8 protein-coding genes are annotated in these 13,916 nt (G+C 74.5%); 4 read left to right on the top strand and 4 right to left on the bottom strand.

Translation table 11 applies throughout. The features are described 5' to 3' along the window. Window positions 1–15: 15 nt before the first annotated feature. Entirely contained in the window at window positions 16–2,280 is a 2,265-nt protein-coding gene (locus tag AB0F11_RS13350) for a molybdopterin cofactor-binding domain-containing protein (protein WP_362171839.1), read from the bottom strand. Window positions 2,281–2,603: 323 nt separating this feature from the next. On the opposite strand from AB0F11_RS13350, the gene AB0F11_RS13355 reads away from it, so the two are divergent. After that, entirely contained in the window at window positions 2,604–2,852 is a 249-nt protein-coding gene (locus AB0F11_RS13355; protein WP_362171842.1) for an SCO4226 family nickel-binding protein, read from the top strand. 205 nt (window positions 2,853–3,057) lie between these two features. After that, a complete protein-coding gene (locus AB0F11_RS13360; protein ID WP_362171845.1) occupies window positions 3,058–4,494 on the top strand; it encodes a SpoIIE family protein phosphatase in 1,437 nt (478 codons plus the stop codon). Between the two features lie 135 nt (window positions 4,495–4,629). On the opposite strand, the gene AB0F11_RS13365 is transcribed toward AB0F11_RS13360, so the two are convergent. Continuing rightward, the gene (locus AB0F11_RS13365; protein ID WP_362171848.1) at window positions 4,630–6,111 is read right to left on the bottom strand and encodes a hypothetical protein; all 1,482 of its coding nucleotides are present in this window, start codon (window positions 6,109–6,111) and stop codon (window positions 4,630–4,632) included. A 228-nt stretch (window positions 6,112–6,339) separates the two neighbouring features. On the opposite strand from AB0F11_RS13365, the gene AB0F11_RS13370 reads away from it, so the two are divergent. Then, window positions 6,340–7,464: an aminoglycoside phosphotransferase family protein gene (locus AB0F11_RS13370; protein ID WP_362171851.1), complete on the top strand. Its 1,125-nt coding sequence runs from the start codon at window positions 6,340–6,342 to the stop codon at window positions 7,462–7,464. Between the two features lie 225 nt (window positions 7,465–7,689). Then, a complete protein-coding gene (kstD, locus tag AB0F11_RS13375) occupies window positions 7,690–9,513 on the top strand; it encodes a 3-oxosteroid 1-dehydrogenase (protein ID WP_362171854.1) in 1,824 nt (607 codons plus the stop codon). A gap of 110 nt (window positions 9,514–9,623) precedes the next feature. Here kstD and AB0F11_RS13380 read toward each other — a convergent pair whose 3' ends face one another. Both AB0F11_RS13380 and AB0F11_RS13385 read right to left on the bottom strand, forming a co-directional pair. Beyond that, window positions 9,624–10,124, bottom strand: a complete 501-nt coding sequence (locus tag AB0F11_RS13380) for a hypothetical protein (protein WP_361911735.1) — start codon at window positions 10,122–10,124, stop codon at window positions 9,624–9,626. 542 nt (window positions 10,125–10,666) lie between these two features. After that, window positions 10,667–13,408, bottom strand: coding sequence for an AAA family ATPase (locus AB0F11_RS13385; RefSeq protein WP_362171857.1), 2,742 nt, complete (start codon window positions 13,406–13,408; stop codon window positions 10,667–10,669). Window positions 13,409–13,916 lie beyond the last annotated feature (508 nt).

The raw sequence follows: 13,916 nt of genomic DNA on the forward strand, positions 1-13,916 counted from the left end.
GCTCCTGAACTGCCGCTAGCGGGGGTAGGGGGTGAAGTCGACGTCGAAGTCGAGGGGGAAGCTGCGCGGCTTGTTCCCGGTGGCCCGGGCCCAGGCGTTGGCGATGGCGCCGACGGCGGCCGGCACGCCGAGCTCGCCCGCGCCGCCGGGCTCCTCCCCGGTGGCGGGCAGGACGAAGACCCGCACGTCGCGCGGGGTGTCGCGCTGCCGGGCCCAGTGGAACTGGCTGTAGCTGCCCTCCAGCGGCAGGCCCCGGTCCAGGTGCAGCCCGGCCTTCAGGGTGGTCGAGATGGCGTCCGTGAGGCCGCCGATCATCTGGGCCTCCAGGCCGCGCGGGTTGACGGGCAGGCCGACGTCGACGGCGATGACCGCCTTGGTGACGCGGACGTGCTCCGGGTCGCGGGCGTCGATCTCCACCAGGCACGCGGCGCGGGACTTGTACTCCTCGTGGAAGGCGATGCCCTGCGCGCAGCCCGCCGGCATGGGCCGTCCCCACTCCCCTTCCCTCGCGGCCTTGTCGAGCACCGCGCGCTGGGCGTCGTTCTTCAGGAACGTGCGCCGGAACCGGTACGGGTCCATGTCGGTCCGGGCCGCGAGCTCGTCGACGACGATCTCCTCGGCGCCGCGGGTGTTGGCGGAGTACACCGAGCGCCAGGAGCCGGTCGGGATGCCGGTGGGGACCTCGGTGAGCCCGTGGGTGGTGAGCCCGAAGTGGTAGGGCGTCTTCACGGTGGTGTGGAACAGGGTCTGCGCCAGGGTGGCGTTGCCGATTCCGGCGGGCAGGCTCGCGGCGGTGGCGGTGATGATCTCGCCGAGCCCGTGCCGGAAGTCGGTCTCGGCGGCGGCCACCCGGTGCTCGAAGCTCAGCACCTCGCCGAGCGCGTACGTGGCGCGGATCCGGTGGTGGGTGGCGGGCCGCATCCGGCCGTGCCGGGTGTCGTCGACGCGGGTCCACATCAGCCGGACGGGGCGGCGGCAGGCCTTCGAGACGCGGGCGGCCTCCAAGGCGGCGTCGAAGAAGAGGCGCCGCCCGAAGGAGCCGCCGGCCTGGACCACGTGGACGGTCACCTTGTCGACGGGCAGGCCGAGTTCGGCGGCGATGGTCTGGCGGGCCACGATCGGGGACTTCAGCCCGGACCAGATCTCGGCCCGGTCCTCGCGGACGTCGGCCACCGCGGAGTTGGTCTCCATCGGCGCGTGGCTGACGAAGGCGAAGTCGAACTCGGCGTCGACGTACGGGGTGAGCAGCGGCGGCAGCAGCGGCGCCGGGGCGGCCGCGCGCAGCCGGTCCCGGATCTCCGGGTCGGACAGCCCGTCGGCGGGACCGGGGCCCCAGGCCACCTGGAGGGCGGCCTTGGCGTCGAGGGCCTGGCCGAAGGTCTCGGCGACGACCGCGACGCCGGTCGGGACGGTGACCACGTGCAGGACGCCGGGCATGGCGCGGACGGCGGCGAGGTTGGCCACGGACCGGACGGTGCCGCCGAGGGTGGGCGGGCGGCGCACCACGCAGGGCTTGGCGCCGGGGACGTCGAGGTCGAGGGTGTAGCGCTGGGCGCCGGTGACCATGGCGCGGGCGTCGATCCGGCCGGTGGGCCGGCCGACCAGGGTGTGCCGGCCGGTGTCCTTCGGGTGCGCTCCGAGGACGGCCAGGGTGGGTTCGGCGGCGGCCGCGGCGAGGCTGCCGTAGCCGGCGGTGCGCCCGTCGGGGGCGCGGACGGCGCCGCCTGCGGTGGTCAGGGTGGAGGCGGGCAGGTTCCAGCGGAGCGCGGCGGCCGCGACGAGGCGGGCGCGGGCGGTGGCGGCGGTCTGCCGGACCGGCCCGTACAGCGAGCGTATGGAGTTGGAGCTGCCGGTGAGCTGGTTGAACAGCAGCTCGGGCCGGGCATCGTCCAGTTCGACGCGTACGGAGGCGAGCGGCGCGTCGAGCTCCTCCGCGACGAGCATGGCGACGGCGGTGGTGAGGCCCTGGCCGACCTCCTCGCGCGGCAGCCGGAAGCGGATGCTCCCGTCCGCCTCGACGGTGAGCACCAGCAGGGCGGCGGTCGGGGCGCCGGCCAGGATGAACAGGTCGCCGAGGTCGACCAGGTCCGCGGGGGCGGGCAGGGAGGGGACGACGGCGTGGGCGGGCTGCGGGGCGAGGGCGTCGGCCCCGGCCCGGGTGACGAGCGCGAGGGTGGGCGCGGCCACGAGGTAGGTGAGGAAGGTGCGGCGGCCGTGCCCCTCCGTCGGACGGTGGCCGTCCGCCCGGCTCTGCCCGTCCGGCAGGCCCTGCCCGGTCATGTCGCTGTGCCCCCACCCTGCGCGGGACCCGCTGGCACGGGCCGCTCCTGGCTCATTACCGACACGTAGGGTAGCGATCTGCGGTACACGTGGGAAGCGGAACGCCCGCCGCGCCCGCGGAACGCGCAGGAGGGGGTCCTTCGTTCGGGGGTACCCCAGGTGGGGGGGTGGATCGACGCTCCGTGCGAGTCCGGTGACCCGAGCGGACCCGAAGCTCGCTCAGGTGAGCGATCCGGCCCGCCCGAAAGGCCGGTTTCCGGCCACGGGCGGACGATGGAAGTACCAGACCCGTCCGACCGGAGCACGCGAGGAGGTGTTCGGCGGTGGCGAAGTACATGGATGTCCACCACGGCATGAAGGGCATCACGCAGGAGCAGTTGATGGCCGCCCACAAGGCGGACCTGGCGATCGAGGGCGACGAGAAGGTGCACTTCGAGAAGGCCTGGGCCGACCCGGCGTCCGGAACGGTCTACTGCCTGTCCGAGGCCCCCTCGGCGGAGGCCGTCATGCGGATCCACGAGCGCACGGGCCACCCGGCCAACGAGATCCACCCGGTACCCCTCATCGTGTGAGGGCGGGGCTCCGCACAGGCCTCCGGCAGGGCCGACCGGAATCATTCGCACAGTCAGGAGGGCGTCCCGCAGGCCCTAGGCATATGCCCGAAGCAAGAACGTTGCGGATGTTGCCAAACGCCTTACAGGCCGTCGCCGCCTGTGCAACAGTCGTAATCGGTCCTTCCTTCAGACTTGGCCGTGCCGCGCCTGTATCGGAGTTCTCATGCCGCCCCACCTGTTCGCGGACCGTCCCGCGCAGCCGTCCCAGCCGGGGTCGCTGGACGCACTGATCTCGCAGACCCGGCGGTTGCGCGGCGGCGTGGACGCAGTGCGCCGGGACACCGTCGTCGACGACAACGACGCCCAGGGCCGCTGGCAGCGCGCGCTGTGCGACCTCGCCGTGCACCAGCTCGACGACCTGCGCGAGCACCTGGGCCAGCTCAAGGAGGGCCTGCCCCCCGCGCCCGTGCTCGAGGAGCTCCCGGAGACCGGCCCCGACGCCGTCGCGGAGGCCGAGGCCGAGGCCCAGCAGACCCGCGTCGGCAGCGCCGAGTGGAACCTGCTGACCGACGAGGTCAGCTGGTCCGAGGAGCTCTTCCAGATCTTCGGCCGCTCCCCGGAGGCGGGCCCCCTCCCCCTCGACGAACTCGGCTCCACCCTGTTCAGCGAGGACCAGCCGCTGCTCACCGCGATGGTGACGGCCTGTCTGGTCGACGGCAAGCCGATAGACGGCGAGTTCCGCATCGTCCGGGCCGACGGCCGCGTCCGGACCCTGCACATGCGGGGCGAGCCGGTCCTCGACTCCGACGGCTGCACCGCCTCCATGTGGGCCGTGCTCCGCGACGTGAGCGAGCTGCGCCGGAGCCAGCGCGCGGTGCGCGAGTCCCGCGACTCGCTCCAGCGGCGGCGGGAGATCGCGCAGACCGAGCACCGGCTGGCGGTCGAGCTCCAGGAGGCCGTGCTGCCCCCGTGGCGCGGCTCCCTGCGCTTCCCGCACGACACCACCGGCGCCCTCGACGTGGCCGCGCACTACCTGCCCTCGGCGACCAGCGCCCTGATCGGCGGCGACTGGTACGACGCCCTGGAACTCCCCGACGGCAGCTCGATGTTGACCGTCGGAGACCTCACCGGCCACGGCGTGACCGCCACCTCGGGCATGGCGATGATGCTCGGCGCGCTGCGCGGTATGGCCATGGCCGGAATCGAACCGGGCCCGCTGATGGGCTGGCTCAACCAGCTGCTGGAGACCTCCGTGCAGCCCGCCCTCGGCTCGGCCCTGTGCTGCCGCTACGACCCGGAGCGCCGGCTGCTGTCCTGGGCGCAGGCCGGCCACCGGGCCCCGCTGCTGTTCCGCGGCGGCAGCGGCCGCGCCCTCGTACCGCCCGAGGGCGTGCTGCTGGGCGCGACCTCCGGGGCGGCGTACGGACAGGCCGAGGAGCGGCTGGAGGCCGGCGACGTGCTCGTCCTGCACACGGACGGGCTGGCCCCGCGTAGGGGCGACTTCAACCGGGCCGACGGCACGGAGCGGCTGCTGGCGCTCGCCCCGCAGCTGACGGCGGCGCGGTCGGCTCAGGAATGCCTCCGGATGGTCGTCGAGGAGTTCGGCGAGGGCCGGCGCGAGGACGACGCCTGCGTCCTGGTGGCCCGGATCGGCGGCTGAGCCGCCCCGGGTCGGGCCTCACCGTCCGTACTCAAGGCCCTCACCCCAAGGCCCTCACGGGGTTCGAGGCCGCGCCGGACGGCGCGGCCTCGCTCTCGTGTGCCCCGTTTCGCTCGCACGGTTCTCCCGCACGCCCTAGACGGTCTGCTGCACCGGGCTGTCGGGAAGGGCGAGCTTGATCTCCGCCCGCAGGTCCTCGATGCGCGAGTAGCCCGCGTACTGGCCGGTGAGCCGGTACATCTCGCGCAGCCGGTGCCACGTCCGGTGCGAGGAGGTCTCGTTCATGGAGACCAGGGCGAGGCGGGCGTAGCGGTCGGCCTGCTCCGGGTCGTCGGCGATGAAGCACGCCGAGGCCATGGAGATGTAGTCGAAGATCTGCGACCGCTGGTAGCCGTTGCCCCGCAGCCGCAGGGCCTCCCGGGCGTGGCGCTGGGCGATCGGTGCGGCGGAGGAGTCGTGGTCGGCGAGGGTGCGGAAGGCCAGCGCCTGCATGCCGTGCAGGTCCGCCTCGTCGAAGTGCTGCATCCACGAGGGCGGCGGCACGTCCCCCCTGTCGGAGACGAACAGCTCCTCGGCCTCGCCGAGGGTGCGGCGCATGGCCTGCCCCTTGCCCATGGCGGCCTGCGCCCAGGCCTCGATGGTGTGCAGCATGGCGCGGGTGCGCGGCAGTGTCTGCTCCCCGGAGCCGGACTGGGCGAGCTTCATCAGGTCCAGGGCCTCGCCCGGCCGGCCCAGGTGGACCATCTGGCGGGCGGCCCGGGAGAGCGCCTCACCGGCGCGAGGCCGGTCGCCGCCCTCGCGGGCGGCGTGCGCGGCGATGACGAAGTACTTCTGCGCGGTCGGTTCGAGACCCACGTCGTGGGACATCCAGCCCGCCAGCACCGCCAGGTTGGCCGCCACGCCCCACAGCCGCCGCTGGAGGTGGTCGGGGTGGTGGTACGCCAGCATCCCGCCGACCTCATTGAGCTGGCCGACCACGGCTTTGCGTTGCAGTCCGCCGCCTCTGGAGGCGTCCCAGGCCCGGAACACCTCCACCGAGCGCTCCAGTGCTTCGATCTCCTGGGAGCCGATGGGGGCGGCCTCGTAGCGGTCGAAGCCCGCGGGGTCGGCCTGGAAGGAGTCGCCGAAGCGCTGCGCGCCCCCGGCGGTACCCGGGTCGGTGTGCAGCCATTCGTACATGGCGTGGGTGAGGGCGGAGCCGGCGGTGAGCGCCATTCCCGCGCCCATCAGACCGCGACGGTTGAGCATGAGGTCCATTCCCGTGAATTCGGTGAGGACCGCGGCTGTGCGTTCGGGCGCCCAGGGCATTCCGTCGGGGTTCTCCTTCGCCCCGTCCGGCTGCCGTTTGGTGGTGCGCCGCTGCCGTACGAACCCGAGGTCCTCGATGGTCACGACACGACCGAGCCGCTCGGTGAACAGGGCTGCCAGCACGGTGGGCACCGGTTCGCGGGGGGTCTCCCCCATGTCGATCCAGCGCCGCACCCGCGAGGTGTCGGTGGCCAGCTGGTGGTGGCCCATGGCCGCCGCCTGCCGGTTGACCATCCTCGCCAGCTCGCCCTTCGACCAGCCGGCGAGGCCGAACAGGTCGTTGAGGCGGGTGTTTGGTCCTTTGCTCACGTCAAGCCCCCAGGTTCTCGGCTGACTTGACAGTAGCCCGCCGTCAGATGCCCTGTGACTATTCGCCAGGCTTCGCCAGGGCACGCAACATGGTCCGCCACCCACGGCCGGGTGTCAGGTAGGAATGCGCCTCCCCGACCCGGTCACCGGGCGGAACTCCCCAGGGTGAAGTACGGGATCGGCGGGGCGGCGTACGAACTCGTCGGCGCACGAAGGGAACAGCAAGCCATGTACGCAGCAACGTCCTCCGTGTCCGCCCCGGTCCGGCCGCACCGCACGCTCCAGGCGGGCGGCGGCCCCTACCTCGACCCCGGCCGGCCCGCCGCAGCGGCGCAGGCCGCCGTGCGGGCGCGGCGGATGCCGGGTGCCGGAGCGCAGCCGCTCAGCGGAAGAATCGACCTGTCGGGGCCGCAGGGTGCGCAGCTGCGCACCGCGCTCGCCTCGGTGCAGCGGATCTGTCCGGAGTTCGCGCCGGTGCAGGTGCTGCGCCGCAGCGGACGGTCGGTCCTGCTGGTCGGGACGACGGGGCGGATGACCGCCGTCGCCAAGGTTTTACTGGACCACTCGCCGGAATGGCGCGAGCGGTACCGGCACGAAATAGCGACGTACCGGGCGTTCGTCCGTCACCGCCCGCCGGTCCGGGTGCCACGGCTGATCGCCGCGGACCCCGAGAACTGCACGCTGGTGGTCGAACGGATGGCGGGCCGGGTCGCGGCTTTGCAGCGCCACCCCGTGGAGGCCCCGCCGCGGGCCGACGTACGGGCTGCGCTGGGCGCGGTGTGCCGGGTGAACCAGTGGCGGCCGCCGACGGACCTGTTCGAGGATCCGCTGAACTACGCGCAGCGAATCACGCGGTACCACGAGCTGGGGCTGCTGACCGACCGGGACCTGGGTGACCTGCAGAAGCTGCTGCACGGGCTGAAGCTGGCCGGCGTACAACGGCAGTTCAACCACGGTGACGCGCTCCTGTCGAACCTGCTGCTGTCCCCTGCGGGGCCGGTGCTGCTCGACTGGGAGCACGCGGGCTGGTACCTGCCCGGCTACGACCTGGCCACGCTGTGGACGGTGCTCGGCGACGCCCCGGCCGCACGGAGCCAGATCAGCCGGCTCGCCCAGGCGGCCGGTCCGGCCGCGCGGGACGCCTTCCTGGTCAACCTGATGCTGGTGCTGACCCGGGAGATCCGGATGTCCGAGACGGCGGTACAGCGCTCCATGGCTGCGGCCGGCCCGCCCCAGCCCCTCCCGGCGGGGGCCCTGTCCTCCGGCGAGGAGCAGCGGCTGCTGCTGCGCCGCCTGCACGACGACTGCGGCATGGCCCGCAGGGCGGTCCGCGCGGCGGTCGGGACCCGCTGACCCCTGCGGTCCCGCACCCCGTCACGAAAATCCCGTGTACGCACCCCGTGTGCGTACCACGGGATTTCGTGCGTTCGGGGCGGGTGCCGGGCTGGGGGTGGCGGCCTGGGGGTGGCGGGCGTGCGGTGCCGTCGCTGCGCGTGCCTTGACTTCACATGATCCCCCGAAGACCTTTTGTGACTCGGCATCAGGTAGCCGTTTCTCCCCTCCCGCTGGAGCCTGCCCATGACCGCGAGCCATGCCTCCGTCGCCGCCTCCGCCTCCGCCTCTGCCTCCGCCCCGGGTTCTGCGGCCCTCCCCTCCCGCCGGACCCTCCTCGCCGGGGCCGGGGCCGGCGTGCTCGCCGCCGGCACCGGCGTGCTGCCGTCCGCCGTGGCGCGGGCGGCCGAAGGGGCTCCGCTCGGGGAGTACGACGTCGTCGTGGTCGGCTCGGGGGCGGCGGGCATGACAGCCGCGCTCACGGCGGCGCGGCGCGGGCTGAGCGTCCTGGTGGTGGAGAAGGCCCCGACCTTCGGCGGCTCGGCGGCACGTTCGGGGGCCGGGATCTGGCTGCCGAACAACTCGGTGATCCTGCGGGCGGGCGTGCCCGACACCCCGCAGAAGGCGGCGGCGTACCTCGCGGCGGTCGTCGGCCCCGAGGTGCCCGCGGACCGGCAGGCCGCCTTCCTGGCCAACGGGCCCCGGATGCTGGACTTCGTGATGGCCAACAGCCCGCTGCGCTTCCGGTACATGGACGGGTACAGCGACTACTACCCGAACCTGCCGGGCGGCCTGCCGAACGGCCGCTCGATCGAGCCCGACCAGCTCGACGGCCACGTGCTGGGCCCCGAGCTCGCCCGGCTGAACCCGGCGTACATGCCGGTGCCGGCCGGGATGGTGGTGTTCAGCCAGGACTACAAGTGGCTCACTCTGGCTGCAGTGAGCGCAAAAGGCCTGGCGGTCTCCACCGAGTGCCTGGCGCGCGGGACGAAGGCGGCGCTGTACGGGGAGAAGCCGCTGACCATGGGCCAGGCGCTGGCGGCCGGGCTGCGGGCCGGGCTGATGCGGGCCGGGGTGCCGGTGTGGCTGAACAGCCCGCTGGTGGACCTGGTGCAGGAGGGCGGGGCCGTCACCGGGGTCGTCGTGGAGAAGGAGGGTGTACGGGGCGTGGTCCGCGCCCGCAAGGGCGTGGTCGTCGGCTCGGGCGGCTTCGAGCACAACGCGCAGATGCGGGACCAGTACCAGCAGCAGCCGATCGGCACGCAGTGGTCGGTGGGCGCCAAGGAGAACACGGGCGACGGGATCCGGGCCGGGCAGCGGGCCGGGGCGGCGCTGGCCCTGATGGAGGACGCGTGGTGGGGTCCCACGATCCCGCTGCCCGGGGAGCCGTACTTCTGCCTCGCCGAACGCACCCTGCCGGGCGGGCTGATCGTGAACGGGGCGGGGGCCCGCTTCGTCAACGAGGCGGCCCCGTACAGCGACGTGGTGCACGTGATGTACGACCGGGACCGGGGTGCGCCCGGCTCGCACATACCCGCCTGGCTGATCGTGGATCAGAACTACCGCAGCAAGTACCTGTTCAAGGACGTGCTGCCGACGATCGTGTTCCCGGACGCCTGGTACGGGGCGGGTGCGGTGAAGAAGGCGTGGACGTGGGACGGGCTGGCCGGGCAGATCGGGGTGCCGGCGGCCGCGCTGCGGGCGACGCTGAGCCGGTTCAACGCGCAGGCGCTCGCCGGATCCGACCCGGACTTCCACCGGGGCGACACGGCGTACGACCACTACTACACGGACCCGGGCGTGCTGCCGAACTCGTGTCTGGCCCCGGTGTGGGCGCCGCCGTTCTACGCGTTCAGGATCGTGCCGGGCGATCTCGGCACGAAGGGCGGGATCGTCACGGACGCGCGGGCCCGGGCGCTGCGCCCGGACGGCTCGGTGATCCGGGGGCTGTGGGCGGCGGGCAACGCGAGTGCGGCGGTGATGGGGCACAGCTATGCGGGGGCGGGGTCGACGATCGGGCCCGCGATGACGTTCGGCTACGTGGCGGCGAACGACATCGCGGACGCCTGAGCCCTCGGCCAGGATGCGGTGCCCGAGTCGTCCCGCCCGTCGCGGCCGGCTCCGGCGCTGCCGCCGCGGCCGGCTCCGGCGCTGCCGCCGCGGGAGGCGCCGGCGGGGCTCTATCCCTGCTGGAAGAGCTCGGCGGGGAGCGGCTTCAGCAGCGCGTACAGGTCGTCGGTGATGGGCCGGTCCCAGCTGGCGATGGTGACCAGCACGTTGTCGCTGCGGTCGAACTGGACGCAGCTGATCCGGCTCTCGGAGAGCTTCACCTTGCGGACGATGAGGAGGTTGTCGCCCTGCATGACGGGGCAGTCCTCGATGCCGGTGACCTCGACGTCCTCGTCGTTCTCGAGGGCGTCGAGGAGCTGGGCCACCTCGAAGGGGACCTGGCCCTCGCCGAGGTCGCGGGCCGGGGAGCCCTCGGGGAGGTTGCCGATGATCATTGCGGGGCCGCGTCCGCCGAACAGGTCGTAGCGGAGAAAGACGCCCTGGCAGCTGCCGTCGGGCGCGGGGAGCAGCCCGGCACCGAGATTGCCCGGCCAGTCCCCCGGGTCCATGGCCAGGACGTCGAAGTCCGGGCCGGCGGGTGTGGCGGCGCGGTTGCGGCGGAGGAAGGACATGCGGCCATGGTACGTGGCCGGGCGGGATTTACGGGCCCGGGGGCCCACCCCTCGCCGGAGCGCCGGAGCGCCGGGCCGGCGGGCCCTGCGGGGCCGCGCCGGGCCGGACCGGCGGGGCCGGGGTGAACCGGTGGTCCATGCGGCTCGTGTCGCCGGTGGTCCGCGGCTCGGTGGCCGGGATCCGCTGCCGGAGGAAGGCAGCAGGTCGCAGGCGGTGCCGGCGGTCCGGTTCCCGCCGGCGGAAGCGTGCAGCCAGGGTGTGGCCCCTCGGTGGAGCAGTCGGCGGGCGCCTGCGGGGCGGGACTGACGGTGGTGGCTTCCCCGGACGTGGCCGGGGTGGGGGGGGTTCTCCGGGGCGCGGCGAGGCCTTCCGTACGGCCGGGTCGTCAGGGCTCACGTGGATCGACCGGCCGGTGCGGTCGGGGGGCCCGCCGAAGGTCCGGCGGATCGCCTTCCCCAAGGCCAGGGGCTCGGCCCGGGCGTGGCCGAGCCGCCGGTGGTGATCCATGACCGGACCCCTCCGCTGCGGCCGGCCGGTCCGATCAGGTGGTGCCGCGGGCGTACGCCGTGGGCGTGTCCGCCCGCCGTACGGGCTCCGGGCCGCCCGCCGTGTCGCGGGGTGCCGGGCCGTCGAGTGCGGCCAGGGCGAGCTGCATCTCCCGTACGAGGCCGTCGGCGCCGCATTCCCGGGCCGTGGTGGCGGCCCGGGCCAGGAGCTGCGCGTCGCCGCGCGCGGTGCCGAGGGCGGCGAGGGCGAGCGCCAGCTCGTATCCGGCCGGGGAGGCCGACAGCAGGGCCACCGCCTCCGTCAGCAGGGCCGGCCGGTCCTGCGGTACGGCGACCAGGGCGGCGACGCGCAGGGCCTGCCCGATGCCGGAAGGCGCCCCGAAGGCGCGGGCGCGGCGCACGGCGTCGGACGCGAGGGCGCGGGCCCGCTCGGGGTCCTCCCCGTGCACGGCCTGCGCGAGGAGCAGCTGCCAGGGGCACCAGGAGGGGTTCTGGATGCCGCGCGGGCTCAGCCTGCGGTCCACGGCCTCCAGTTCGGCGGCGGCCTCCTTCGGCCGTCCCTTGGCGAGGAGGAGTTCGGCGTACACGGTCTGGGAGTCGGGGAAGACCACCGCGGCCGGGAATGGCCGGTCGTACGCGTGTACCTGCGCCAGCTCCCAGGCCTCGTCGGTGCGGCCGCGGGCGAGCAGCGTGGTGAGGAGGATGGCGATGGCGTACCAGTGCACAGGAGTGCGGTGCCCGACGCGCTCGGCGAGCCGGAGGCCGGAGCGGGCCAGCTCCTCGGCGTCCGCGAGCCGGCCGCGCCGGTAGCGGATGTAGGCGCGCAGGCTGTACGCGAAGGAGAGGTGGGCTCCGCGCCACCCCTGCCGTTCGAACTCGGCGGTGCCCGCTTCGAACAGCTCCTCGGCGCGGTCCGGCCGGTCGGCGTACATGTGGACGAGGGCGGCGAGGACGGGGACCTCGAAGCCGCGGTCCTCGTGCGCCCAGCTGAAGCCGTTGCCGAGCGCCCGGTCGGCGTGGTGCAGGGCCGTCTCGACGGGCTCGCCGCGCAGGCAGGCGTCCCAGGCGCGCAGGCCGATGATGTACCGCTCGGTGAGGTCGCGGCCGGTGAGCCGGTCGGCGAGGCGGGCCAGGCGGCGGGAGCGGGCCGGGGAGTCCGTTTCGGCGGCGTCGAAGGCGTCCCACATGAACTGCTCCGACTGCAGGCGCAGTCGGGCCCGGACGTCGGCGGTGGCGGCGATCTCCCGGGCGAGGGTGCGGGAGGCCTCGGCGAGGCGGTCGCTGTGGGCGAGGACCTGGGCGAGGCGGATGACGATGCCCTGGCGCAGGGCCGGGTCGTCGACGGGTTCGGCGAGGGCGGCCCGCAGGTGGTTGACGGTGTGGGCGGGCTCGGTGAGCAGGGAGGCGCAGCCGAGCTCGTACAGGACGGCGGCCCGTTCGTCGAAGGCGGGCGGCTCGGTCAGGGCGCGGGCGAGCTGGCGGCGGGCGGCGTCGGGGGCGCCGGCGCGGAGGTTCTCGGCGGCGGCCTCGCGCAGGATGCGCACCACCCAGGGGTCGTTGTCGGGGTGGGTCTCCAGCAGGTGGCGGGCGGCCGCTCCGGCGCCGAGTCCGGCGTCGACGACGGCCGCGGCCGCCTGGCCGTGGAAGGCGGTGCGCAGGGCGTCGGGGATGGCCCGGTACAGGGCGGTGGCGATGAGCGGGTGGACGAACTCCAGCCCGGCGTCGGGGTCTTCGGTCGCGGCGGCCAGGATGCGGGCCTCGCGCAGCCGGCCGGTGGCGCCAGCGGCCTCCTCGGCACCGAGCCCGGCGACACGGGCGGCGAGGTCCCGGGGGATGGCGGTGCCGAGGACCGCGCAGGCCCAGGCGAAGCGGACGGTGGAGGGCCCCAGGCGCTCCAGGCGGGCGACGAGGCCGGCGCCGCGCTGTGCGGCGGCGAGGTCGCGCAGCTGCGGGGCGCCGGCCGCGGTGGGGGGCAGGCCCTTCTCGCGGACCTTGGCGGTGAGTTCGACGGCCTCGAAGGGGTTGCCGGCGGTGACGGCCCAGACCTCGTGGCAGAAGGGGTCTTCGGCGTGGCCGCCGACGGTGTCGCGGACCAGGCCGGCGACGGCCTCGGCGGTGAGCGGGGCGAGGGCGAGCGGGCGGTGTCCGGCCCGGCCGGGCAGCGTACGGAAGGCGTCGGCGTGCGCGGGGAGTTCGTCGGGCCGGTAGGCGACGGCGAGGAGGAGCGGGAGGTGTTCGGCGCGCGGGGCGAAGGCGGCGAGCCAGGAGAGGGATTCGGGATCGGCCCAGTGGGCGTCGTCGAGGACGAGGACGACGGGGGCCCGCTGGACCGCGAGGTGGGTCAGGACCCAGTCGAGGCCGTCGCACAGGCCCTGGGGGTCGGGCGGGGCGCCCTGTTCGGCGGCGCACAGGCCGAGGGCGGGGCCGACGATGGCGTACCAGCTGCCGAGGGTGTCCTTCAGTTCGGCCTCGGTGCGGCCGGCGAGCTGGGGCTGGATGAGCTGGCGGGCGACGTGGAAGGGCTGGCGCTGCTCCTGCTCGCCGCCGCGGGCCGACAGGAGGGTGTACGAGCGGGCGAGGGCGCGGCGGCGGACCTCGGCGAGGAGGGTGGTCTTGCCGAGTCCGGCGGGGCCGGAGAAGGCGATCAGGCCGCCGCCCGTGCCGGGGCGGCCGTCGGGGCCGGGACCGGACAGCCGGTCCAGGGCCTCCTCGGCGGTGGCGAGTTCCGTCTCGCGCTCGAACATGGTGCGCCGTCCGCGGGTCCGGCGGTCCGTCATGGCTGGTACCCCCAGGCCTGTTCGGGGGGTTCAGCGTACGCCCGCGCACGCGCGGGGGGAGGCGTGCTGGCCGGGAAAGATCGGATTCTTTGGTATCGGCCCGCTCCCGCCCATTCCTCAGCCCGTACCGGCACCCCGTTTCCACGGGCCCGGGGGGACCGGCACGGCCGTGGCCCCTGCCCCTCACAGCCCACCAACCACTGCTGCCGAAACCGCCTCGACAGCCGAACCCGGCGGCAAGTCGGCCTCCCGGCCTTCGAAGCCGAGGTCCGGCAGCTCCAGCCCCGCCGGCGTTTGAGGCGCTGGCCCGGGCAGAGCCCAGCAACCCGGCGAAGCCGGGACCTCAGGGGCGCCACCCCAAACCCCCGCACCTCAAACGCCGATGAGGCCGAAACGGCCGGCCCCCGGACCAGGTTCGAAACCGGGGCCCGGCAAAACCAGCCCCGCCGGCGATTGAGGCGCTGGCCCGGGCAGAGCCCGGTGCCCGGCGGAGCCGGGATCCCAGGGG

The sequence above is a fragment of the Streptomyces sp. NPDC032472 genome (assembly GCF_040636955.1).
Lineage (GTDB): Bacteria > Actinomycetota > Actinomycetes > Streptomycetales > Streptomycetaceae > Streptomyces.